This window comes from Lysobacter capsici (assembly GCF_018732085.1).
In the GTDB taxonomy this organism is placed as follows: Bacteria; Pseudomonadota; Gammaproteobacteria; order Xanthomonadales; family Xanthomonadaceae; genus Lysobacter; species Lysobacter capsici_A.
Genome location: NZ_CP076103.1, coordinates 3,158,615 through 3,182,897 on the forward strand (window position 1 = coordinate 3,158,615; position 24,283 = coordinate 3,182,897).

General features: G+C 67.7%; 17 protein-coding genes. 6 read left to right on the top strand and 11 right to left on the bottom strand.

Going from position 1 to position 24,283, the window contains the following annotated elements:
- Positions 1-112: 112 nt before the first annotated feature.
- The 7 genes from KME82_RS13115 to KME82_RS13145 all read right to left on the bottom strand — a co-directional run bounded on the left by KME82_RS13115 (position 113) and on the right by KME82_RS13145 (position 8,691).
- The gene (locus KME82_RS13115; protein ID WP_215494440.1) at positions 113-919 is read right to left on the bottom strand and encodes a 2,3-dihydro-2,3-dihydroxybenzoate dehydrogenase; all 807 of its coding nucleotides are present in this window, start codon (positions 917-919) and stop codon (positions 113-115) included.
- A complete protein-coding gene (locus tag KME82_RS13120; RefSeq protein WP_215494441.1) occupies positions 916-1,743 on the bottom strand; it encodes a siderophore-interacting protein in 828 nt (275 codons plus the stop codon). The genes KME82_RS13115 and KME82_RS13120 overlap by 4 nt, the downstream gene beginning before the upstream one ends.
- On the bottom strand, positions 1,740-3,077 hold the full coding sequence (locus tag KME82_RS13125; protein ID WP_215494442.1) for a condensation domain-containing protein: 1,338 nt from the start codon (positions 3,075-3,077) through the stop codon (positions 1,740-1,742). The genes KME82_RS13120 and KME82_RS13125 overlap by 4 nt, the downstream gene beginning before the upstream one ends.
- The gene (locus KME82_RS13130) at positions 3,077-3,955 is read right to left on the bottom strand and encodes an isochorismatase family protein (protein ID WP_215494443.1); all 879 of its coding nucleotides are present in this window, start codon (positions 3,953-3,955) and stop codon (positions 3,077-3,079) included. Before KME82_RS13130 ends, KME82_RS13125 begins: the two co-directional genes overlap by 1 nt.
- Positions 3,952-5,661: a (2,3-dihydroxybenzoyl)adenylate synthase gene (locus tag KME82_RS13135; RefSeq protein WP_215494444.1), complete on the bottom strand. Its 1,710-nt coding sequence runs from the start codon at positions 5,659-5,661 to the stop codon at positions 3,952-3,954. Before KME82_RS13135 ends, KME82_RS13130 begins: the two co-directional genes overlap by 4 nt.
- The gene (locus KME82_RS13140; RefSeq protein ID WP_215494445.1) at positions 5,658-6,923 is read right to left on the bottom strand and encodes an isochorismate synthase; all 1,266 of its coding nucleotides are present in this window, start codon (positions 6,921-6,923) and stop codon (positions 5,658-5,660) included. Before KME82_RS13140 ends, KME82_RS13135 begins: the two co-directional genes overlap by 4 nt.
- A gap of 415 nt (positions 6,924-7,338) precedes the next feature.
- Positions 7,339-8,691 (bottom strand): glycoside hydrolase family 16 protein, encoded by a 1,353-nt coding sequence (locus tag KME82_RS13145; protein ID WP_215494446.1) that lies wholly within the window; start codon positions 8,689-8,691, stop codon positions 7,339-7,341.
- A 302-nt stretch (positions 8,692-8,993) separates the two neighbouring features.
- On the opposite strand from KME82_RS13145, the gene KME82_RS13150 reads away from it, so the two are divergent.
- From KME82_RS13150 to KME82_RS13175, 6 genes are all read left to right on the top strand, one after another.
- Positions 8,994-10,487, top strand: coding sequence for an MBL fold metallo-hydrolase (locus KME82_RS13150; RefSeq protein ID WP_215494447.1), 1,494 nt, complete (start codon positions 8,994-8,996; stop codon positions 10,485-10,487).
- Positions 10,488-10,664: 177 nt separating this feature from the next.
- On the top strand, positions 10,665-11,141 hold the full coding sequence (locus KME82_RS13155; protein WP_215494448.1) for a CopL family metal-binding regulatory protein: 477 nt from the start codon (positions 10,665-10,667) through the stop codon (positions 11,139-11,141).
- Between the two features lie 186 nt (positions 11,142-11,327).
- Entirely contained in the window at positions 11,328-13,142 is a 1,815-nt protein-coding gene (locus tag KME82_RS13160; protein WP_215494449.1) for a copper resistance system multicopper oxidase, read from the top strand.
- 5 nt (positions 13,143-13,147) lie between these two features.
- Positions 13,148-14,176 (top strand): copper resistance protein B, encoded by a 1,029-nt coding sequence (locus KME82_RS13165; RefSeq protein ID WP_215494450.1) that lies wholly within the window; start codon positions 13,148-13,150, stop codon positions 14,174-14,176.
- A gap of 275 nt (positions 14,177-14,451) precedes the next feature.
- Entirely contained in the window at positions 14,452-14,880 is a 429-nt protein-coding gene (locus tag KME82_RS13170) for a hypothetical protein (RefSeq protein WP_215494451.1), read from the top strand.
- Positions 14,881-15,012: 132 nt separating this feature from the next.
- On the top strand, positions 15,013-16,227 hold the full coding sequence (locus tag KME82_RS13175; protein ID WP_215494452.1) for an NAD(P)/FAD-dependent oxidoreductase: 1,215 nt from the start codon (positions 15,013-15,015) through the stop codon (positions 16,225-16,227).
- Between the two features lie 51 nt (positions 16,228-16,278).
- Here the strand turns inward: KME82_RS13175 and KME82_RS13180 are convergent, their stop codons facing one another.
- The 4 genes from KME82_RS13180 to KME82_RS13195 all read right to left on the bottom strand — a co-directional run bounded on the left by KME82_RS13180 (position 16,279) and on the right by KME82_RS13195 (position 24,281).
- Positions 16,279-20,331, bottom strand: a complete 4,053-nt coding sequence (locus tag KME82_RS13180; protein WP_215494453.1) for an ATP-binding protein — start codon at positions 20,329-20,331, stop codon at positions 16,279-16,281.
- 8 nt (positions 20,332-20,339) lie between these two features.
- Positions 20,340-20,984: a response regulator gene (locus KME82_RS13185; RefSeq protein ID WP_215494454.1), complete on the bottom strand. Its 645-nt coding sequence runs from the start codon at positions 20,982-20,984 to the stop codon at positions 20,340-20,342.
- Between the two features lie 800 nt (positions 20,985-21,784).
- Positions 21,785-22,519, bottom strand: a complete 735-nt coding sequence (locus KME82_RS13190) for an OmpA family protein (RefSeq protein WP_215494455.1) — start codon at positions 22,517-22,519, stop codon at positions 21,785-21,787.
- A gap of 292 nt (positions 22,520-22,811) precedes the next feature.
- On the bottom strand, positions 22,812-24,281 hold the full coding sequence (locus KME82_RS13195) for a WS/DGAT/MGAT family O-acyltransferase (RefSeq protein ID WP_215494456.1): 1,470 nt from the start codon (positions 24,279-24,281) through the stop codon (positions 22,812-22,814).
- Positions 24,282-24,283 lie beyond the last annotated feature (2 nt).

The window sequence follows — 24,283 nt, forward strand, 5'->3', positions numbered from 1 at the left end:
GGAACCGGGCCGGCCCGGCACGGCCTGTGGCCTGGCCACTTCGCTCACCCAGACCCAGCTTGCCTCACTGTTTCATTGCAGACACATACGCGCTGCCTGTCGCATGGCGGCTTCAGGCATCCAACGTCGCGCCGCCATCCACGCGCAGGTCGTGCAAGGTGATGTGGCGCGCACGGTCCGACAGCAGGAAGCAGATCGCCTCGGCGATGTCGTCCGGATCGGCGATGCGTTGCAGCGGAATCCCCAGCCGGTAACGTTCGGCCACGCCCATCAGGATCTCGCGCCACGATTGTTCGTCGTGGGCGAAGGCGCGCTGCATCGCGGTGTCGGTCGAGCCGGGCGATACAAGATTGCAACGCACGCCAAACGGCGCCAGTTCCAGCGCCAGGCAGCGCAGGTACTGGCTCGCCGCGGCCTTTGATGCAGCGTAGGCCGCCATGCCCACGCGCGGCGTGGCGGCGGCGTTGGAGCCGACCGCGACGATGCTGCCGCGTCCGCGCGCCTGCATCGACCGCGCGACCGCGCGAGTAGTGGTGAACACCGCTCGGGCGTTGACCGCCATGCACGCGTCCCAATCGTCCGGATCGAGCTGCAGGCAATCGCCGACCCGCAGGATGCCGGCGACATGCGCCAGATGCTCGATCGCGCCGAGTTCGTGCTCCATCTCGGCCACGGCGGTCTCGACCGCGTCCGCGTCACACAGATCCAGTGCACGTGCCCACACCTTCGTGCCGTGTGCGCGCAATTGCGCGACGATGCTTTCTAGCGAATCCGCATCGCGATCGATCAAGGCCAGCGCGGCCCCCTCGCCCGCCAGCCGCGACGCGGTCGCCGCGCCGATGCCCTGCGCCGCGCCGGTCACCATGACGACCCGGCCGGCAAATTCCCCCGGGCCCGCCCCAGCAGCGTCGCCGCTCATGCCTGCGCCTCGTCGAAGGCATCCATGATGCGATGGCGTTCCTCGTGATACGCGTCTTCGTCCCAGCGGTCCTTCCAGTACGGCACCGCGTACATCATCGATCGATGCACGCCGCGTTCGCCGGCGAGGAAATCGCGGATCGCCACGACCTGCGCGCTCTCGCCGGCCAGGGTCACCGAGACCGATTCGCCCTGTGGCCACGGCAATGCGCGCACCGCGTCGAGCAGCAACCGGCTCGCGCCCGCGGGCCGGCCGTCGCGCCACAACCAGCGCGCACGCAGCCGCGGATGCGGCGGCAACGCTTGTATCTCGGTCGCATCGGGAACTTCCAGCAAGGCATCGACCGCGACGTTGACCGGCAGCTTGGCGATCACCGCGCACAGCAAGGCATAGCTGCTCGGATCGCCGATCAGCACGTGCCGTTGCGCGTCGGCGCGAAACAGCTCCGGCCCGCCCGGTCCGGCCAGGCCGAGCGGATCGCCGACCCGCGCCGCGCAGGCCCAGCGCGACGCCGGGCCGTCGTCGCCGTGCAGCACGATGTCGACATCGAGTTCGTTCAACGACGGATCGATGCGCGCCACGGTGTAGGTGCGTATCAGCGGCCGGGTCGCGCCGTCCGGCCAGACCGGGCCGTGTTCGCCCAGGGTCGGCAATCGCGGCGCTTCGCCGGCCAGCGCCGGAAACAGCAGCTTGATGTGCGCGCCTTCGCTGCCGCCGGGAAAACCGGCCAGATCGATCCCGCCCAAGGTGATGCGTCGCATCTGCGGCGTGCGCTGTTCGATGCGCAGCACTCGCAGCAATCGGGCCCGCGGACGCGTGCTCATGCGGCGCGCACCGCCGGTTGCGGGTCGATGCGGCCGGTCAGGACATCGATGCGGCACTCGGGTTCGGCGATGATCCGCTGCAACAAGGCCAGCAAGGCCGCGTGATGCCCGGCGAGACAGGCCACGTCGTAGGCCTGCGGATTGGCTTCGATGTCGAAGCGCACGCCGTCGGTCATCGGCGATACGGTGATGTCGAGATCTTCGACCGAGCCGACCGAAATCGGATGCGCGCGGCTGCACAGCCCTTCGAACACGAAGCCGCGATCGAACGGCATCAGGTTGACCACCGGCCCGTACAACTGCGCGTGGCTGTCGGCCAGACCGAGATCGGTGCGCAGCCATTCGTAGTTGTAGCGCTGGTGCGGGCGCTGCTCGCGCAACTGCGCGGCGACCGTGCGCGCCAGCGCATCGAAGCCCAGGTGCGGATCGATACGCAAGCGCAGCGGCACCACGTTCATCGCCATGCACGGTACGCCGAGCGCGGCCGAGCCGAGCCGGTTCATCACCAACAGGCCGACGCTGATGTCGCGTTCGCCGCTGCGCGCATGCATCCAGGCGAAGATCGCCGCCATCAACCAGGCCGACCAATCCACGCCGAGCCGGCGCGCGGCGGCCTGCCATTGCGCGTACTGCGCCGGTGGCAGCAAGGCGCGCTGCGAATGCGAGCGGTCATCGGGCGCGCACTTCGGACCGAGCGTGACCGGTTCGCCCAGGCCGCTCAGGCGTTGCGACCAGTAGTGGCGATCCTCGATAAAACGTTGTGATTGCCGATAATCCGCCTCTTCGGCGATCACCGGCGCCAACGACCAGTCGCGCGCGGGCGCCGGTTCGCGACCCGCGACCCGCGCCGAATACAACTCGGCGACGCGATGGATCAGCAGCAGATAGGCGAAGCCATCCAGGGCGATGTGATGCACGCGCAGATACCACAGATGGCGATCCGCGGCGAGCCGGATCAAGGCGCTGGCGAACAACGGACGCCGCGCCAGATCGGCCTGGCGCAGCAGGTCGTCGCTCATCCACTCGCGGGCGCTGCGCCACGGATCGGCGCAGTTCGAATAGTCCTCGTGTCCGATCACCACCGGACGCTGCAGGTTCAACGTCTGCACGACCTCGTCGCCGCGGCGGACATAACGCATGTGCAAGGCATCGCAGGCGCTCAGGGTTTCGCGCACGGCATCTTCCAGCGCGACGAGATCGAGCGCGCCGTGCAATTCGATCGCTTCGGCGGTCCAGAACGACGGGCTGTCCGGATCGAGTTGCTGGCCGGCCCACATGCCCAGTTGCGGGCCACTCAGTGGCAGCGCCAGCGTGTCGCGTGCGTCGTGATCCATCACGCCGCCCGCCTGGATTCGATCAGTTCCCACCACTGCGAAACACTGCCGCGTTCGGCCAGCTCGACCAGACCGATGCGCTCGCCGCGCGCCGACCAGCGTTCCAGCAAGGTCATCAGCCGGATCGAATCCAGTCCGGCTTCGAACGGGTTGTCCTGCGCGTCGATCTGCTCCAGCGGCAGCTCCATGATCAGCGCCAGTTCGGTGCGCAGCGCGATCAGGCTGCGCGGCAGGCCGACACCGTCGGTCAGCGCCTGGATACACGAGGCGCGATCGCTGACCACGCCGCAGCGACGCGAAACGTAGTTCAACGCGAGCGCGTGCTCCTCGGCCGAGAAATCGGCGACCGCATCGGCGATCAGGAACGGCTGGATGTCGTGCATGAACGCATCGGCGACGGTCATCATGCAGCCGATATGGGCGTAGATGCCGCACACGATCAGCTGATCGCGGCCCTGCGCAAGCATGCGTTCGCGCAGGTCGCTCGACACGAACGCGCTGTAACGCCACTTGGTCAACACCGTGTCTTGCGGCCGCGGCGCAAGTTCGGCCGCGACCGGCGCGAGCTCAGGCCTGGCGGTGATGCCCGGGCCCCACCACGGTTGCAGCAGGCCGCGCTGGACCGCGCTCTGCTGCGTTGGCTGCGCGGTGTAGACCACCGGCACGCCGGCATCGTCGCAGGCGTCGCGCAAGGCGCGGATGTTGCCGATCAACTCCGGCACCGGCGCCTGGCCGCGATCGTAGAACGCGAGGAAATACTCCTGCATGTCGTGGATCAACAGCACCGCCCGCGACGGGTCGGGACGCCAGTCGACGCGATTGGCCGGCCACGACTCGGCGCCGGGCATGGGGTAACTGGCGATGGTGGGAATCGTCATGACTGCGCTTCGGTAAGAGGATGGGAGGAGGACATCGGAGAGGACGCAATGGGTGAAACCGGCGGCGGTGCGAACCTCGCACGCAACGCCTTCTTGTCGGCCTTGCCGACGGCGGTGTACGGCAAGGCGTCGATCAATTCGACGCGGTCGGGAATCTTGTAGGCGGCGATGCCGCGTTCGCGCAGGAAGCGTTGCAACTCGCGCGATGCCACCGGCGGTGCATCGTCCGCTCGCGGCCGCAACACCACGAACGCGCAGGACTTCTCGCCGAGCCAGCGATCCGGCATCGCCACCAGCGCCACGTCGAACACCGATGGATGTTCGAGCAGATGGCTTTCGACCTCCTCGGCCGCGATCTTTTCGCCTCCGCGGTTGATCTGGTCCTTGGCCCGGCCTTCTACGACCAGATGCCCCGAGGCCAGGCGCCGCACGCGGTCGCCGGTGCGATAGAAACCATCGGCGGTGAACGCGCGCGCATTGTGCGCGTCGGCGCGGTAATAGCCGCGGATCGTGTACGGACCGCGCGTCAGCAGATGGCCGACCTCGCCGTCGGCCAGATCGTTGTCGTCGTCGTCGACCACGCGGATCTCGTCGTGCGCGCTGATCGGCCGGCCCTGGGTGCCCAACACCACCTCATCGGGATCGTCGTCGCGGGTGTAGTTGACCAGGCCCTCGGCCATGCCGAACACCTGCTGCAAGCGGCAACCGAATGTTCCGGGAATGCGTCGCGCGACCTCGCCGGCGAGATGCGCGCCGCCGATCTGAATGGTCTGCAGACTAGACAAGTCATGGCGCGCGAGCGCCCGCGACTCCAGCCATGCCAGCGCCAGCGACGGCACCAGCGCGGTCCAGGTCACCCGTTCGCGCGTGATCAAGGCGAAGCACGACTCCGGATCGGCCTGCCGCGCCAGCACTACGCAGCCGCCGGCATGGAACACACCGAGCGCGCCGGGCGAACTCATCGGAAAATTATGCGCGGCCGGCAAGGCGCACAGATACACGCAATCCGGGCCGAGCCCGCAGAGCTCGGCGCTGGCGCGGACACTGTAGAAATAGTCGTCGTGGGTGCGCGGGATCAGCTTGGGCACGCCGGTGCTGCCGCCGGACAGTTGCAGGAACGCGACTTCCGAGGCATCCGGCAAGGCCTGCTGGATCGGTTCGTCGAGCAGCGAATCGAAGGCGATGAACTCCTGCGCCTCGCCGACCACGATCACCTCGCGCAGGCACGGCTGGGTCGCGCGAACCTCGCGCATGAGTTCGCGAAAATCGAAGCCGCCGTCGCGGTCGGCGATCACGCAGGCGCGGATCTGCGCGTGTTCGACGAAGTAGCCGATCTCGGCGCGGCGATGCGCGGGCAAGGCGAACAACGGCAACGCGCCCAGGCGGAACAAGGCATGGCAGGCGACGTAGTGCTCGGCGAGGTTGGGCAGTTGCAGCAGCACCCGGTCGCGGCGACCGATGCCGATCCGCGCAAGACCCGCGGCGAACCGACGCACTTGTTCGTCGAAATGCGCATAACTCCAACGGCGTTCGCCACACACCAGCGCAGTGCGATCGGGGTAGTGCGCAGCCACCTGGGCCAGTCGCTGGTACAGGCCGACCCCGCTCCAGTAGCCCAGCTCGCGATAACGCGCTGCGAATTCCCGCGGCCACGGCGTGAATCCGGGCAGCGCCGTCGCGTCGGTATCGAACGCTTGCGCGCTCATGCCCTGCCCTGCGCGCCGCCGGCCTCCGCCGCGTGCGCCAGCCCCATCGCGCCGAGCATGGTGCCCAGCTTGGCCGTGGTTTCGGCCAGTTCGTCCCGCGGTTGCGAACCGGCGACGATGCCGGCGCCGGCGAACACCGTCGCGCATTCTTCTTCGACCACGGCGCAGCGGATCGTCACCGCCCATTCGCCGTCGCCTTCGTTGTCGCACCAGCCGACCAGACCGGTGAACAGGCCGCGTTCGTAGCCCTCGAACTCGCGGATCACTTCGCGCGCGCGCTCGGTCGGATAACCGCACACCGCCGGCGTGGGATGCAGCGCCAGCGCGAGTCGCAGCGAACTGGTCGACGGATCGACCAGCACGCCATCGACGCGGGTCGACAGATGCCACATGGTCGGCGTGGCGACCAGTGACGGCGATGCGGGCACCTGCAGCTCGCGGCAATACGGCCGCAACGCCGCCGCGACCGAGCCGATCACCAGCGCGTGTTCGTGCAGGTCCTTGGCCGATTGCAGCAGGCCGCGCGCGCGGCGCTGGTCTTCCTGCGGATCGGGGTGACGCGGAATCGAACCGGCCAGCGGGTTGGAGACGATCCGCGCGCCGCGCTTGGACAGCAGCAGTTCCGGGCTGGAACCGATCAGGCACGCCTGCGGCCCGCCCGCCCCGGCCAGGTCCATCGCGAAGGTGTAGGCGCCGGGCGCGCGCGCCAGCAATTGACCGAGCAACTGCGGCACGTCCACGCGCGCGACGATGCGAAGACTGCGCGACATCACCACCTTGCTGATGCCGCCTTCGACGATGCGATCGAGCGAACGCTCGACATTGCGCATGAACTGCGCCGGCGCCGGCACCGGTTCGACCGGCGGCATCGGCCGTTGCTCGGCGTTCAACGCGCCCAGCGCCGCGCCGCGATGGCGCGCGCGACCGGCGGCGAACACCGCCTGCGACGGCACCCACATGCGCGAGGGTTCGTCGCTGGCGAACGGCACCGCGCCGATCATCGGCAAGCGGCCGGTTTCGGCGGCGACATAGCCGAGCAAGCGTTCGCTGGCGCCGGCCAGATCGTCGTCGATGCTATGCGTCAGCGACTGCAGTACGCCGCGCGTGTGCAACTGGGTCGACGCCGAGGAGAACAGCGAATCGCGCGGCTGATAGTTCGACAGCAAGGACGCGTTGGCCACGGACGCGACCGTCGACAGTGCCGGCGCAGGCGCCAGCGCGAGGTCTTCGACCCCATGCAGGCAATACGCTTCGCCGATCATCGCCAGGCTCCGCACCGCGCTTGCGCGGCCATCGAAACGGTGCGATCGAAATTGGCACTGCCGAAATAAGCACAGCTCTGCGCGCAAGCCGCGCGACGGAATGCGTTCACTGATTCACCTGCAAGCTCTGAGTGTGATCGAGCTTGCAGGCGCGAACGCCGGCTGGCAGGAGGGACGGGACAGGCCCGTCGGGATGCGGCTTAAAGTACGCCAAGCCCACCGCGTCGGCAAGGTGTTGCGATGCAGCAAGCGCTTGGCTTGTGATGCCGCACACGCGAATAGTCCGCGCTCGCCCGCCACGCAAGCGGGCCAAGCGCGAACCGCGTCACAGCGCGAGGTATTCGCACTGCGACGCGGATCGCGGGATCGAAAACCGCTTCAAACGAGGTAAAACCCACTCAGACGCGTGGCGCGGTCAGAAGTCCTGGTAGTAGACGTTGTCGATGAACACATCGACGTTGCTGCCCGGTGGATCGGACACCAGCATGAACATCTGCTTCACCGCATGCAGGTCCAGATCGTGGAATGCGCTGAACGGAATGCTGACCTCATGCCATTGGCCGTCGCGCACCAGCCCGTATTGCTGGCCGCCGTTGACGAAGTCGATCCAGCTGTCGCCGAACGAAGTGCTGATGCCGATCTTGAAGATCGACGGCGTGGTCGTGCGCATATGGAACTTCAATTTGCCGGGCGCGAAACGGCTCATGTTCTTGTAATCGGTGGCCACGCCCAGGCCGTACCAGGCACCGGCGTTGGCGCGGAACGCCATCAGCTGGCTGCCTTCGAACGGCGTCGCCGCGATCGGGGTGAGGTTGTTCCACAGGTACAGGTTCGCGTCGCCGTTGTAGTTCAGGCGTGCGTTCATGTCGCCGCGTTCGGTGAACACGCCGAACTTGCCGCTTGGCGGATTGGCGCCGGTGTACAGGCTGCTGCCTGGGTTCTGGTAGAGGCGGATGTAGTCGATCTCCATGCGTCCGGGCAAGGGCGCGGTGATGCCGCCGGCGGTGGGAATGCCGGTGTAGTTGCCGCCGACCGCGAGGTTGAGCAGCAGGAAGTACGGCGCGTGGAACTCATGCAGCGAGGCGCCTTCGATATTGGAGATGGCGAACTCGAAGAATTGCTGGCCGTCGATCGACACGCGCACGAACTGCGGGTCCCAAGTCAGGCGATAGGTATGAAAGCCGCCGTTGAGGTCGCTGCCGCTATTGAAATCCTGGCCGTAGTCGGCCTGCGATCCCTGATAGTCCCAATGCACCGCCGCGCCGACGCGGCGGTTGGTCATGTTGGCGGCGATCGCCGCGGCCGAGCCCATTTCCAGCAGATCGATCTCGCCGCGCGCCGGCCAGTTGCCGGTGGTGCCGAGCATCCAGTAAGCCGGCCACAAGCCGTTGCGCAGGTCGGGCACCTTGATCCGCGCTTCCAGCGTGCCGTACTTGAAATGCATGCGGCCTTCGGTCTTCAGGCGCGCCGAGGTGAAGCCGCGGCTGCCGAAATTCTCGCGCCGCGCTTCGATCACCAGGCTGCCGTTCTCGATGCGCGCGTTCTCCGGGCGGCTGGTGTAGTACTGCAATTCATTGTTGCCCCAGCCGCACAGGCCGATCTGGCAACCGTCGCCGACGTCGTAGATCCATTTGTCGCCGTCGATGGACGGGCCGTTGAAATTGTCTTCCCAGACCAGGGTCTGGGCCTGCGCGGTCTGTGGCGACAACCAGGCGCCGGCGGCGATCAAGGCCGCGGCGGACACTGCGTATGCGCGTGCGAAGTTCATGGTGCGCTCCTGTGTAGGGGACGAACCCGCGCGCGACAGCGCCGCGACAGGTTCGCGGCTGACGCTGGGTTTCTATGACAGCGCTGTCAACGGCTTATTTTACGGCACTTGCTTTTGCCGGGGCGGGTTCACATTACGGATGTGGGCTGGTTGGTAGTCCCCGGCGAGACCGAGACGGCGCGTGTTGCACGACAGCACGCGTGTCCGGCGCAGCGGTTCGCGCGTCGGACTCGATGCGCAAAATCGGCCACACGCGTCCGCGATGGCTGATAATCCCGGCCTCGCCGCTTTGCCGAACCGCTATGACCGTGTTGTCGCGTTTGCTGTTGTGGATGCTGCTGGCCGTGGCATCGCCGGCCTGGGCCGCCACCGTCGCCCTGCCCTCGCACTGGATCCACGGCGCCGGCGACGAACCCCCGTTGCAGGTGCAGCCCGCCGCGCCGGGCCTGTGGGTGCTGCGCCAATCCAGGGCCAGCAATTTCGAAGCGCCGTTCCTGTACCTGATCGCCGGCAACGAGCGCGCCTTGTTGCTGGACACAGGCGCCGAACCGGAGGTCGACAACTCGTTGCCGCTGCGCGAAATCGTCGACGATCTGCTGGCGCGATGGCAGCGCGAGCGAGGTCTGAGTTCGCTGCCGCTGATCGTCGCCCACACCCACAGTCATCGCGATCACGTTCATGGCGACAGGCAGTTTGGCGATCGTCCCGATACCCGCATCGTCGGCCTGCGTCCCGAGCAGGTCGCCATGGTCTTCGGCCTGGATCGCTGGCCCGACGGCGAGGCATCGTTCGACCTGGGCGATCGCGAACTGATCGTGCTGCCGCTGCCCGGGCACGAGCCGGCGCATATCGCGATCTACGATACGAAGACCGCCAGCTTGTTCAGCGGCGACACGCTGTATCCCGGCCTGCTGACCGTGCGCGATCTGGCCGCGTACCGGGCCAGCGCCGCGCGATTGACTGCGTTCGCGCGGCGGCATCGGATCGAGCGGGTGCTCGGCGCCCATGTCGAGATGAGCACGACACCCGGCGTGCTGTATCCGCTCGGCGGGCCGTATCAGCCGCATGAGCACGCGCTGGCGCTCGATGCGAAACAGATCGCGCAATGGCAGGCGGCGGTGACCGAGGCCGGCGATTTCGTGCATGAGCACGTCAGCGACGACTTCGTGCTCGGCCGCGTCGCCCAGCCCGGCGAGTTCGCCGACCCGCCCAACACGCACGGCATGCTGGTGGTCGGCACCGATGCGGTCTATCTGTCGCATCTGCCGATGTTCCATCACCCGCATCACTATCAGCTGATTTTCGAAGCGAACCTGCCGGCCGAGGCGCTGCGCGCCTATCGCGACGATGCGGCCGCGCATCCGGACACGTACTACACCCTCGCCCCGACCCAGCGCTGGGTCTTGCCCGATACGATCAAACCCGACGCCCATTTCAAGGCCGACCTGTATCGCGGCCATTTCGAACGCGGCGGCACTGCGATCGCCCGCGACATCGATGTGTCGGTGCGACACATCGTGCATTTTCGTCGTTTCGAAGCCGGCCGCACGCCACAGCCCTCGCGCTGGATCGGTTTCGGCCGCGGCAGCCAGCGGTTCGCGGCGCACAGGATCGAAGGCGCGCCGGACATGGACCAGATCGTGCAGCTGACCGCGCCTGCCGCGGCGGCGCGAATCGAAGATCAAGCGCTCACTCGTCCGACGCGCGCTCGCGGCGAGCTGCGGCGCGGCGATCGCATCGGCGGCGGCCGGGTCGAACGGGTGATCTACACCGAGTACGGCGATCTGGCGCAATGAGGCCTACGCAATGAGGCGTCGACGCCTCAAGTCGACTGGCGTGGAGCGACAACCTTCCTACTGTGGACAGGTCGATTGCAGGCCAAAGACTCACGATCCATTAACGCGCGCATCGGCGAAACGGTTGAAACTCGCGTCCACCTGCACCATCCTGTGCCGCACTCGATCCGGCGCCCCATGACCTATTTCTCGCTCCTGCTGCGCATCGTGCTGATCGTCTCGATCAGCCTGAACGGTTACGCCGCCGCGGCGATGACCGTCGGCGGCGCGCAGGCGATGCATCGGGCGCATGCGGCCGTGGCGGTGTCGAGCGGTGCCGCATCCAGCGAGACGGCGATGACGGCCGAATGCCACGAAGGCATGGCGGCCGGCACCGATCGAGTCGGCGTGGCTCCTGCCGGCATGAATCACGCCGCCATGAACCACGGCGCCGAAGCGGCGATCGCGCAGCCCGCGGACGCCTCGCTGTCGGCCCAGCCCGACGATTGCTGCGGCACCTTCCGCTGCCAATGCGACTGCACCCACGCGGTCGCGATCGTACGCGTCGCCCTGCGCCTGGCGCCGGCCCTGGCCGGTCCCGCGCTCGCCCTGCCGCCGGAAGCGGCCGCGCCCAACGGCGTGTCGAGCCTGCCGATCCGGCCTCCGATCGCCTGATACGAGCGGCCGGGCCTCGCCCGGGTACGACTCCGCGCAGATTTCACGCAGCCTCGCGAGCGTCCTCGCGACCCTGCACGCGTCGGCGTCGTTCGCTCGCGCACCCGCGTCACCGCCCGTTCGGGCCGGACCGCAGGCTGCGCGCATCGCGAGACATTCGCGACTCTTCCGTCTACAGGAAGCCCAATGAACCGATTTTTCTCCGACGACGGCGGCGCATCGATCGATGCCGGCCGTCGCCGTTTCGTCACCGGCCTGGCGGTCGGCGGCCTCGCCGCGGGCAGCGGCCTGTGGCGTTCGGCCTATGCCGCGCCCGCCCTGGCCGGCATGCCGCAGGTATTGAGCGGCACCGAATTCGATCTCTCGATCGGCTCCTCGCTGGCCAACTTCACCGGCAAGACGCGCCCGGCGATCACCGTCAACGGCACCCTGCCCGCGCCGATCCTGCGCTGGCGCGAAGGCGACACGGTGACCTTGCGGGTCGCCAACCGGCTCGCCGAAGGCATGAGCTCGATCCATTGGCACGGGCTGATCCTGCCGGCCAACATGGACGGCGTGCCGGGGCTGAGTTTCGACGGCATCCATCCGGGCGAAAGCTACGTGTACCGCTTCCGGGTCGGGCAATCGGGCACGTACTGGTATCACAGTCATTCGATGTTCCAGGAGCAGGCCGGGCTGTACGGCGCGATCGTGATCGATCCGCGCGAACCGGCGCCGTTCCACTTCGACCGCGAGCACGTGCTGCTGCTGTCGGACTGGACCGACATGGACCCGGCGGCGCTGTTCCGTCGGCTCAAGAAGATGTCGAGTTACGACAACTACGCCAAGCGCACGGTCGGCGATTTCATGCGCGACGCGCGCGAACGCGGGCTCGCCGCGACCCTGCGCGATCGCGGCGAATGGGGCCGCATGCGCATGACCCCGACCGATCTGTCCGACGTCAACGGCAATACCTACACCTACCTGCTCAACGGCGCCGCGCCGGCCGGCAACTGGACCGGGCTGTTCCGTCCGGGCGAAAAGGTGTTGCTGCGTTTCATCAACGGCTCGGCGATGACGTATTTCGACGTGCGCATCCCCGGCTTGAAGATGACCGTGGTCGCCGCCGACGGCCAGTACATCCATCCGGTCACGGTCGACGAATTCCGCATCGCGGTGGCCGAGACCTTCGATGTGCTGGTCGAACCCGCCGGCCAGGACGCCTACACCATCTTCGCCCAGGACAACGGTCGCACCGGCCATGCGCGCGGCACCCTGGCGGTGCGCGAAGGCCTGCAGGCAGAGGTGCCGCCTCACGATCCGCGGCCGTTGCTGACCATGGACGACATGGGTCATGGCGGCATGAGCGGCATGGACCACGGCGCGACGGGCGGCGGCGGTCACGACATGAGCAAGATGAAAGGTATGGAAGGCGGCTGCGGCGCGAACATGGGCATGGGCGCGAATGCCGGCATGGATCACGGCGCGATGCGGCACGGCGCCGCGACCACGCCCGCCAAGGGCGACGAACGCCTGATCGACATGCGCGCGATGGCGACCTCGCCCAAGCTCGACGATCCGGGCATCGGCCTGCGCAACAACGGCCGCAAGGTGCTGACCTACAGCGATCTGCGCAGCCTGTTCGACGATCCCGATGGACGCGAACCCAGTCGAGAGATCGAACTGCACTTGACCGGCCACATGGAGAAATTCGCCTGGTCGTTCGACGGCCAGAAATTCATGGGCGCCGAACCGATCCGCCTGACCTACGGCGAGCGCATGCGCATCGTCCTGGTCAACGACACCATGATGACCCACCCGATCCATCTGCACGGTCTGTGGAGCGATCTGGAGAACGAGGCCGGCGAGTTCCAGGTGCGCAAGCACACCATCGACATGCCGCCGGGAACCCGGCGCAGTTATCGCGTGCGCGCCGATGCGCTGGGCCGCTGGGCGTACCACTGCCACCTGCTGTACCACATGGAAGCCGGGATGATGCGCGAAGTGAGGGTCGAGGAATGAACACGATGCCGTCCCTCCGCTATTGCTCGCTCGCGTTGAGTCTGGGCCTGGCTTTGACAGGCGCCGCGCAGGCGCAAGGCCACGATCATTCGAAGATGGATCACGCCGCTCATCAGACGGCGCAAAAGACGCCGGCGAAACCTGCGGCCGCGGTCGATCACTCGACGATGGATCATTCGAAGATGGATCACGCGGGCATGGATCATTCCGGCATGGGCGATACCAAGCCCGCCGCGCCCGAAGCCAAGCCAGCACCGATGGATCACAGCCGGATGGACCATTCGCGGATGAATCAAGCCAAGCCCGCTGCCGCCAGCGGCGAACCGCGCGAACCGATCCCACAGCCCACCGACGCCGATCGCGCCGCCGCGTTCGCACCGATCAACCTGCACATGCAGCACGCGCCGCAGTTCAATCATTACGTGCTGATCAATCGCCTGGAAGCAGTCGACGCCGAGCACGGCAATGCCCAAGCCTGGGAAGGCCAGGCCTGGTTCGGCAACGACACCGACCGATTGTGGCTGCGCAGCGAAGGCGAGCGTGAGGACGGCCGCGTCGAATCGGCCAACCTGGAGGCCTTGTACGGCCGCGCGATCTCGCCGTGGTGGGACGTGGTGGTCGGCGCCAAGCACGATCTGCGCCCCGAGCACGGGCAGACCTGGGCCGCGTTCGGCGTGCAGGGCATGTCGCCGTACAAGTTCGAAGTCGCGGCGACCGCTTACATCGGCGAAGCGGGCCGCACCGCATTGAACTTCGAAGCCGAGTACGAACTGCTGCTGACCAACCGGCTGATCCTGCAGCCGCTGATCGAAGTCGACGTGTACGGCCGCGACGATCCGCAACGCGGGATCGGCGCGGGCCTGAGCACGGTCGAAGCCGGCCTGCGCCTGCGCTACGAGATCACCCGGCAGTTCGCGCCCTACCTCGGAGTGACCTGGGAACGCGCGTTCGGCGACACGGCCGACTATCGCCGCGCCGCCGGCGAAGACAACGGCGATGCCCGGTTGGTGGCCGGCGTACGCGTGTGGTTTTGACGGTTCGCGAGGTCGCGGGCCGCGCCCTGGCGACGGTTCGGCCGAAGCGGATCGGCGCGGCGCGCAGGCCTTCGCGCAAAGCGTGAACGCGAGCATATTGATGCTTGCGTGAGGGTTGCCTTTGCCGCGTCCGGGTTCGCGCCCGGGCGCGGCAAAGGCTCGTATCTCCATGAAATGCAGGCGTTTTGGCTGAACGAAACCGCGCACGGGTTCAGCCGGACCGGCCGACAGGCTATGATTCGGCCAGGACGAACCGGCCTCACCGAGGAGCCACCATGTCGATCAACTCCAAGGCCCGCCGCGACGCCAAGAAGCGCAAAATCGCCAAGGCCCGCAACGCGCCGTTGCCGGGCCCCAGCATCGAACCGCATGCCGAACTGCGCGACGCCCAAGGGCGCTTGCTCGGCGGCATCGTGCGCCGCGAAGGCGAATGGACCCTCGGCCTGGGCGGCCGCATCGTCGGCGGCTCCGACAGCGCCGCGCGGGTGCTGGCCCTGCTCGAGCGCGCGGCCGACCTGCACCGGCGCGACGGCCTGGAGGTCCGCCTGGGCTGCTCGAGCGCGCTGCGCACCGCGGCGAACACCGAGGTCGCCGAACGCGGCATCAGCTTCGAACAGTTCCAGCTCGAACTGGAAAAAGAACTTGCGATCGATCCCTCGCCGGGCCTGCACGTGGTGCAGCCGATGAGCGAAGTGCGTCACTGAACGCTTCACCGTAGCGGCCGCATCGCGTCGATTCGATACGCCATCGGCGCCGCGCAATCACCCCGCCGTTACGCCGCGCCGGGTCTGCTAGGGGCATGACCTGCCAGCCCGTTCTCTCATGCGTTTGATTCCGTGGACCTGAAAAGCGGCTATCCCTTCTGGGCGATCCGCAATGGCCTGATGCACGCGTTCCCGCGCCTGGAGCGCGATCTACGCTGCGAGATCGTGGTGATCGGCGGCGGCATCAGCGGCGCGTTGATCGCCGACGAACTGGCCGCTCACGGCCACGATGTCGCAGTGATCGAGCAGCGCGACATCGGTTGGGGCAGCACCGCCGCCAGCACCGCGCTGTTGCAGTACGAAATCGACACCCATCTGATCGACTTGTGCAAGCAGTACGGCGAGGCCGACGGCGCCTTGGCGTATCGAGCTTGCGCGCAAGCGATCGACGATCTGGGCGAAGTCGCCCGCGGCCTGCGCGATGTCGACTTCCGCCGCAGCGCGAGCCTGTACTACGCCAGCAAGCCCGGCCACATCCCGGTGCTGCGCGAGGAAGCCGCGCTGCGCAGCCGGCACGGCCTGGCGTTGCGCTGGCTGGACGCCGATGCGCTCGAATCCGATTACGGTCTGCAGGCGCCCGGCGGCATCCTCAGCGAATGTGCGGCCTCAGTCGATCCCTACCGCATGGCGCAGCGCCTGCTCGCGCGGCTGCAACGCAACGGCGCCCAGGTATTCGATCGCACCAAGGTGCACAGCATGCGCGCGACCCAGCGCTCAGTGGAACTGCGCACCGAGGATGGCCTGCGCGTTCAGGCCGATCACGCGGTAATCTGCGCCGGCTACGCCGCGCAGAAGTGGATCGACCAGCGCCTGGCGCGCAACCGCAGCAGTTACGCCTTCGTCACCGATCCGCTGCACAAGGACGAACTGCAGGCGCTCGACACCACCATGGTGTGGGAATCGGCGCGGCCTTATCTGTACATGCGCAGCACCGGTGACGGCCGGCTGGTAGTCGGCGGCTGCGACGACGCGATCGACCTGCCGGCGCGGCGCGATCGCCGAGTGGAGTCGAAGGCGCAAGAATTGGTCAAGAAAGTCGGCAAGCGTTTCGCGCGTCTGCAGTTGAAGCCCGCCTTCGCCTGGGCCGGCACCTTCGCCGAGACCGCCGACGGCCTGCCGTGGTTCGGTCCGCACGAGCAACACGGCCCGCGCGTGCAGTTCGCGATGGCCTACGGCGGCAACGGCATCACCTACAGCATGATCGGCGCCGGCCTGGTGCGTGCTCGGATCGAGCGCCGCAAGCATCCGCTGGCGCGGCTGTTTTCCTTCGAACGCAGCGAACGCTGAGGCGGCGAGCGTCCGGTTCCGATCGGGCGCGTGGCGTCGTTGCGAGCGCGCTCAAAGCGTCGCGGACAGTCGTCCTTGCAGGCCGCGCACGCCGCGGGTGAAGGCGGCCACCGCATGGTCGAGATCGGCCACCGCTTCGCTTCGCAGTTGCAGTTCCAACTGCTGCCCGATCCGGGCCAATCCGAGATCGAACAAGGCAATGCTGCCGACCGCGCGATGCACCGCGGCGGCCGCGTCCAGTCCGCTGCCGCTAGCGATCGCCTGATCGATCCGGGCCAGATCCTGCGGCAGTTCGCGCAGCAGCACCGGCACCACTTGCTGCAAGGCCGGTGCGACCACGAGCGACGGCGCGGCGTCGGCGAACGTCGCTTCGTTTGGCCCATCGCCCGCCTCGGCCGGCAGCCAGTGCTGCAGGGTTTCGCGCAATTCCGGCAGATGCACCGGTTTGATCAGATACGCGTCCATGCCGGCGGCGATGCACTGATCGACCTGCTCGGGCAAGGCGCTGGCGGTGATGGCGATGATCGGCAGACGCGGTTCGCCGTTGCGGCGTTCCCGCTCGCGAATCTCGCGGGTCAGGGTGTAGCCGTCGACCAGCGGCATCTGGCAGTCGGTCAGCACTAGGTCGTAGCGTTGCCCGCACAGTGTGGCCAGGGCGGCGTTGCCGTCGTCGCACAAGTCGCAGCCGTAGCCCAGTTGCGCGAGCTGGCGCCGGATCAATTCGCGATTGACCGCGTTGTCCTCGACCACCAGGATGCGCGCGGCGCGCGGCGCCTCGATCGCCGCGAGCGGCGAGCGCTCGCCATGGCCGTCGCCGGACGGATCGCGGCTCCAGGCGCAGGCGCGCACCACCTGCAGGTGCAGCAGCGGATTGGCGTCGATGACGTAGTCAGTCGGCGAGTCCGGCCGCCGTAATACCCGCACCGTGTCGGCCACCTCGCCGTCGACGAACAGCAGCTCGGCCGCGGCGTCGGATTCTGCCATCTCGTTGCCCAGCGCCAGCAACTGCTGCCGCAGCGCCTGCGCGCGGCGCGGATCGCGTACCGCGACGGCCACACGCAACGGCGCCGGATCGGTCACGGGCACTTCGGCGCGGCTCAGCGGCAGCGAAGCGATTACCCGCGTGCCCTCGCCTTCGCGGCTGTCGATGCGGATCGTGCCGCCCATCAGCTCGACCAGGCTGCGGCAGATCGACAGGCCCAGGCCGGTGCCGCCGAAACGGCGCGAGGTCGAATCGTCGGCCTGATGGAACGGCTCGAACACGCGCGCGACCTGCTCGGCGTTCATGCCGATGCCGGTGTCGCCGATCTCGATGCGCAGGCGCGCGAGCGCCGCCGGGTCCGCATCGCTTGCGGGCGGCGCGGCTTCATCCAGGCCGATGTCCAGCCACACGCCGCCGCGCTCGGTGAACTTGACCGCGTTGCCGAGCAGATTCAGCAGCACCTGGCGCAAGCGCATGGCATCGCCCAGGTAGAAGCGCGCGACCGCGGCGTCCACCTGCACGTCCAGGCGCAGGCCTTTCTTGCGGCAGGCCGATGCGGTGTGCATGGCGACCGCATCGGCGAGCGCGCGCGGCTGCATCGGCGCGTGTTCCAGGCGCAGATGGCCGGCCTCGATCTTGGACACATCGAGAATGTCGTCGAGGATGTCCTGCAAGGAGTGCGCCGAATCCTGCATGTGGCCGAGCAATACGTTCTGGTCCTCGTTCAAGTCGGATTGGCCGAGCAGTTCGAGCATGCCGACCATGCCGCCCATCGGCGTGCGGATCTCGTGGCTCATCGTCGCCAGGAAATTGGATTTCGCCCGGGTCGCGGCTTCGGCCTGTTCCTTCGCCGCGGCCAGCGCTTCGGCCTGGGCGTGGGCGTCGGTGACATCGACGAAATAGCCGGCGTAGCTGGCCTGCCCTTCGTCGTCCGGCTGCGGGCGTTGCGGCAGCGCGTTGACCCGCACCCAGCGGATCGAACCGTCGTCGGTGAGCACGCGAAAATCGGCGTTGATCTCGCCGCGCGTCAACGCGGCATCGCAGATCGCCCTGCCCAGTCCACGCCGGTCGGCGGGGTGAACGCGCGAATAGATCAACCGTTCCTCGGCGACCAGACGCTCCGCGCCGACCCCGAACAACAGTTCCGAGCGGCCGGTAAGATACGGAAAGCGGATATGCCCGCTGACGCTGCGCTGGGCCTTGAACACCACGCCGGGCAGATTGCCGGCGACTTCGCGCAGCTTGCGATCGGCCAGTTCGCGACGGCGCGATTCCTGGCGCAGCCGCAGGTAGAACGCGCTGATCGCGGCAATCGCCAGGAGCGAGCCGGCCACGATCACGATCACGTTGGACCAGGCCAGGCCGTAGTTGTAGTCGGCGCTGATCCAGTGCGTGTGGATGCGCTGGTGCTCGGCTTCGGACATGCCCGACAGTTGCCGGTCGATGATCGGGATCAGCGGCGCCAGACGTTCGTCGACGACGAAGGCGATGTCTTCTTCCATGTCCGCCGGCGCGACCTGGAACGAGCGCGGATCGAACTGGGTGTTGATGACCTGGTCGATCACCGCCAGATTGCCGACGTGCGCGTCGACCTTGCCGGCCGCGACCAGCCGCAAGCCTTCGGCGTGGGTGGTCACGCCGACCACCCGCGCATCCGGCGCGGCCTTGAGCACCGCCGCGCCGATGCGGTGCAGCTGGTTCACCGACACCCGCTTGCCGGCGAGGCTTTCCATGCCGATCGCCGCCGGGTTGTCGTGGCGGGTCACGATCACCGTGGGAATGCGATCGACCGGCTGGCTGTAGACCCAATGTTCGCCGGGCAGCCCGCCGATCGGGACCAGCGCGATGTCGGCGGTGCCGGTCAGCATCGCGTTGGCCACGCTCTTGTAGCCGTTGCCGAGGACCGGCTCGAACTGCACCCCGAGGTGTTCCTCGACCATGTGGATGTAGTCCGGCAGGATGCCCTCGGCCTTGCCGTCGCTGTCGATCGTGCTCAGCGGCGCGGAATTGTCGGCGATCGCGATGCGCAGCCTGGGTTGCTTGCCCAGCCATTCGCGCTGGGCGTTGGTCAGCGACGCGGTGCTGTTCTCGTCGTGCGCCTGTTCGCCCAGCCACTGGACGCGCAGGCGCTGGATGCGTTCGGGATCGCGCTTGAGTTCGGCGTCGACCAGGCGCAACAGCGGCAGCTGCGCGTGCGGCGCGGTGAACAGCAGCGAGACCACCGGCTCGCGGATCGCCGCCGGCAACTGGTCGGTGGCCAGAACGTTCAGATGCGGGTAGCGCTCGTGTTCCAGGTGCCAGCGGATGATCGGCGGCGTATCGAAGTACAGATCGGCCTTGCCTTCGTCGACCAGCCGCAGCGCCTCGCCGACGCTGCCGACCTCGATCAACTGCGCCTTCGGAAACCAGTCCGGCGCCTGCACCTGGATCTGCGAGCCCTTGAGCACCGCGATGCGCATGCGCTTGAGGGTTTCGCTGTTGATCACCCGGGTATCGGCCGCTTGACGCACCGCGTACACGCCCAACTGCAAATACGGATCGGTGTAGGCGATGCAGCGGGTGCGCGCGGTGGTCAGGGTCACGCTCATGGCCAGGTCGACCCGGCCTTCGCACATCGCCCTGGCGATTTCCTCGACATTCGGCAACGGCACGTACTTCACCCGGATGCCCTTGGCGCCGAGGATCTCGCGGATCAGCGCCACGCTCATGCCCTGCGGATGCCCCTGGTTGTAGTCCGCGTGCGGCATCGCGCCGTAGGTCGGCACGGCCAGGCGCACGACGTTCGGCAACACTGGAATGCGTGGCGCGTCGGGCGCGCGTTGTGCGCTGGCGGCGGACGGCACGGTGGCGGCAGCGGCGGCTGCCGGGCTCGGCGCGGGCGCCTGCGAAGCGGCGTCGGCGACGGATCCGCTGGCCGCGCTCTCGACGGCCGGGGCCGCCGATGCATCCGGCGCGTGCTGCGCTTCCAGCGGCGACAGGCCCAGGCACAGCATGCAGACGACCGCCCACGCCCAGCGCCGCGGCCATGCCGATGAGGCGGCGGCATCCGGCGCGGCATCGAGCCGCAGACCGGGCGGATGCGCCATCGCCGAAGCCGCTTCGATGTCGGGCCTGCGACGCATCCGTCGACTCAGGACACCAGGCCCATCGAGCGGGCGTAGTCGTAGATCTCCAGATCGTTCTTCAGGCCGAGCTTGTTCATCGCATCGGTCTTCTGCCGGCTGATGGTCTGCTTGCTGCGATGCAGTTTGGCGGCGATTTCCGACACCGAGTTGCCGGCCACGAACAAGCGCAGGACCTCGGTTTCGCGCGGCGACAGCGCCAGGTGTTCCTCGCGTTCGCCGTTGCTTTCCAGCGCGCCGCGCAGCGCTTCGCCGTAGTACTCGCGGCCCTGCATCACCGAGCGCACCACGTTGGGCAGTTCGGTCGCCGCGGCGGCCTTGTCGAGCAGGCCGCGCACGCCGGCGTCGGCGATCGCGCGCAGCACCGGCACGTTGCTGATCATGGTCAGCACGATCACCGGCAAATTGGGATAGCGGCGGCGGATCATGCCGATCAGGGTGAGCCCGTCGCCGGCGCGGCTGCCGGGCATCGAGAAGTCGGTGATCAACAGATCCAGCGGGGTTTCGGCCAACAGGTTCAACAGTTCGTCGGCGTTGGCCGCCTCGGCCACCACCTTCCAGTCTTCGTTGAGACCCGAAGCGGTTTCGAGCAGGGCGCGCACGCCGGCGCGAACCACGGGATGATCGTCGGATAGGGCGATGCGCAGACTCATGCAAGGCTCACAGTGAATTCTCTTCGAGGGTGACCACCCACCGGATCGGCTGGTTCTGAATTCGAAATCCCGATTCGGGCATTCGAAGTGCCGACTCCGCGGCGACAGGCGTTGATCCGGTTGGCGCTGGTGACACGATGCTGCGTCCGACGTTCCGCTCTCGCGGTGCTTCGCCTGCACGACGGCCTGGACGGGCGCGGCAAGGACCGGCGCAGTCTTGGCGCGTTGCGGCCGTGGCGGCTTGCGTTACCGCCTGCCCCAACCTTGGCGGACTTACCTGACTCATCGCAGTGGGCGCATCAATCAGGACACCATCCGCAGGCCATTGCGGCACATCGCATATAAGCCGCAGGCATAGGAACGGCAAACAGCGGCGAATCGGGCGGGTATGGCCGGGTCCTGGAGTCGCCGGGCGGTGGCGGATCAAAGGGGTTAATCGCAGCTAGCGTCGGGATGCGGACATCCGTGGCAACGCACGATCCGAGGGCCGCTGCGGACCTGCGGCCTGGAGCGAGGAAACTCGCGGCGATACGAGTGCGCCCGGGTTGCAGGCTTGAGTGCGACCGCATTCGACGTGCTGCCAGTGGTGTCCGAGCGCAAACGACGGCTAGCGAGATCGCGGGGATCGGCTCAGGCGGGCCGGTCCAGCCTTTTACCGTCAGGTCGGCCGACGGCGCAGTCGCGGCGTCGCGCAAAAAAAACGGGCCGCCTGCGCGACCCGTTTCGTTCTACTTCGGCGATGTCGGCTTACCGCGACGGAGCTGCCGTCGGTGGTGGCCGCAGCCCACGCCGCGATTACATCACGAGCGCACCGGGACCAGGGTGATCTCGACGCGGCGGTTCTGCGCGCGGCCCGCGTCGGTGTCGTTGCTCGCGATCGGACGGGTCTTGCCGGCGCCGGTCAGGATGAAACGGTCGCGCACCAGGCCCTTGGACATCAGATAGTTGCCGACGCTCGCCGCGCGCTGCTCGGACAGACGCTGATTGACCGCGTCCGTGCCGATGCTGTCGGTGTGGCCGGCGACCTCGACGATGGTCTGGTTGTACTCGGTCAGGGTGCTGGCGACGTTGTCGAGCACGCCGTAGAACTGCGGGTCGAGGTTGGCGCTGTTGAAGGCGAAGGTGATGTTGCTGGGCATGTTCAGGGTGATGTTGTCGCCCTGGCGGACCACGTCGACGCCGGTGCCGGCCATGCGATCGCGCAACGCGCGTTCCTGGCGGTCCTGGTAGTTGCCGATCGCACCGCCGGCGAGACCGCCGACGCCGGCGCCGATCAGGGCGCGCTGGCGGCGTTCGGTCGCATCGTCGCCGCTGAGCAGGCCGGCCGCGACACCGGCGAGCGCGCCGATCAGGGCGCCCTTCTGGGTGCGGTTCATGCCGCCTTGCTGCTGCGGCTGGTTCTGGCCCTGCGGGTACTGATTATTCGGATAAGGCTGTTGCTGGCCGCCGTAGTAACCGCCACCGCCGGTAGCGCAGCCGGCGAGCAGCGCGGTCATGGTGGCGGCCGCGAGCGCGAGCTTGATCTGGGTCTTCATCGGGAAACCTCGTCTGTGTGGCGGATCGCAGACAAGCTAATCACGTCGCCGTGGGGGACGAGTGACGAGGCCGGTCGCCTGTTCAGGCGACGGCAGGCGTAAATCGTTTTCAGTCGTCGCGGAGGGCGCCGGCAGTGTGCGGGCGCTGGCGACGGACTGGATCGGCAGCGTCGTGTGTCGCCACGTTCAGTACGCCCTGCCCGCACGGCGACGCGGCGGCGGATCATTCGCCGAGCTCGGGCCGGCGACGCCGCCCCGGCGTCGCCGATTGCCGCGAACGCCGCTGCAAGCCTCAGGCGATCAACGCATCCGCGGCATCGGCGTCGAGGGTCACGTCCCAGTTGCCCATCAGCGCCAGGTACAGCAGCTTGTCGAACTCGGCGCCGAAGCGGCTGATGACTTCGTCCGGATCCGGGATCAGCTTGCCGTCGGCGATCAGGCCGAAGTGGACCCGGCCGTTGTAGCTCAGGATCGAGATGCCCACGCCGATCGAGCCGGTCTGCGGCACCCAGAACATCATCTCGTCCAGACGGCTGCCGGCCATATACAGCGGCTGCTGCGGACCGGGCACGTTGGTCGCCACGGCCGTGGCCTTGCGGCTGAACAATTCCAGCGCCAGCCCCTGGACCTGCGCCGGTGCCATGCCGAGTGCCGCAAGAAGTCCAAATGAAACAATGGCTTGTCTTGAATTCTTGAGATTATTCATGCACTCGGCAACGCGTTCCACGCGCCGGATCGGGTTGGCCTCGCCCACCGGCAGATCCAGGAACACCAGCCCGAAGTGATTGCCGAGTTTGCGTGCGTGCTCCAGCGGCCGCAGGTTGACCGGCACGGTGGCGCGCAAGGTCAGGCCGTCGACGTTGTCGCCGCGCTCGATCATGTAGCTGCGCAACGCGCCCGCCGCGGTCGCCATCAGCACGTCGTTGACCGTGCAGTCGCAGGCGCGCCCGACCGCCTTGACCTCTTCCAGGTCGAGCGGTTCGGCCCAGGCGACGCGCTTGGACACGCCCAGCTTGCCGCGCAGCATCGACGGCGGGTCGTCCGACAACGACAGCGCCTGCAGCAACTCGCGCGCGATCTCGCCGCCCTCCTTGGCCAGCATCGTCGCCAGGGTCGGGTCGCGGTACATCTCCATGCCCTTTTCGAGCGCGCGGCTGCCGAGCTTCATGTAGCGATCGACCGCGCCGACGCGGCGGGCCACATCGGCGCCGTCCTGTTTGAGCCAGGCATGGGCCAGGTCGCTGCCCTTGGCCGGCTGCGCGGTGGTATCGGTCAGCGACAGCAGCACCTGGACCAGGGCGATGCCGTCGGCGTAGCTGTGGTGGATGCGCGCGACCAGCGCCGAACCGCCGTTGTAGCGTTCGACCAGGTGGAATTGCCAAAGCGGCCGGCTGCCGTCGAGCGGGCTCGACGCGAGCTGGCTGGCGAAACGTTCCAGCGCGCGCTTGCCGCCGCGGCCGGGCAGCGCGGTGTGCTGGACATGCCAGTCCAGGTCCAGGTCTTCGTCGGTCTGCCAGTACGCACCGGCCGCGGTGTCCACGGCCTTCTGGCGGAACCGCGAATAGGCCAGGAAGCGCTGCTTGACGACGCGCTTGAGCGCATCGAGCGACAACGGCTCGGCGAACATCAGCACGCCGGTGATCATCATCGGATTGGTCGGACGTTCCATCCGCAGCCAGGCCGTATCGACCCGCGACATCGCTTCGCGGCGCGCGCGCTTGCGCGATGGTGCTTCCGAACCGGCGTTTTCTGCAGTGGCCATGC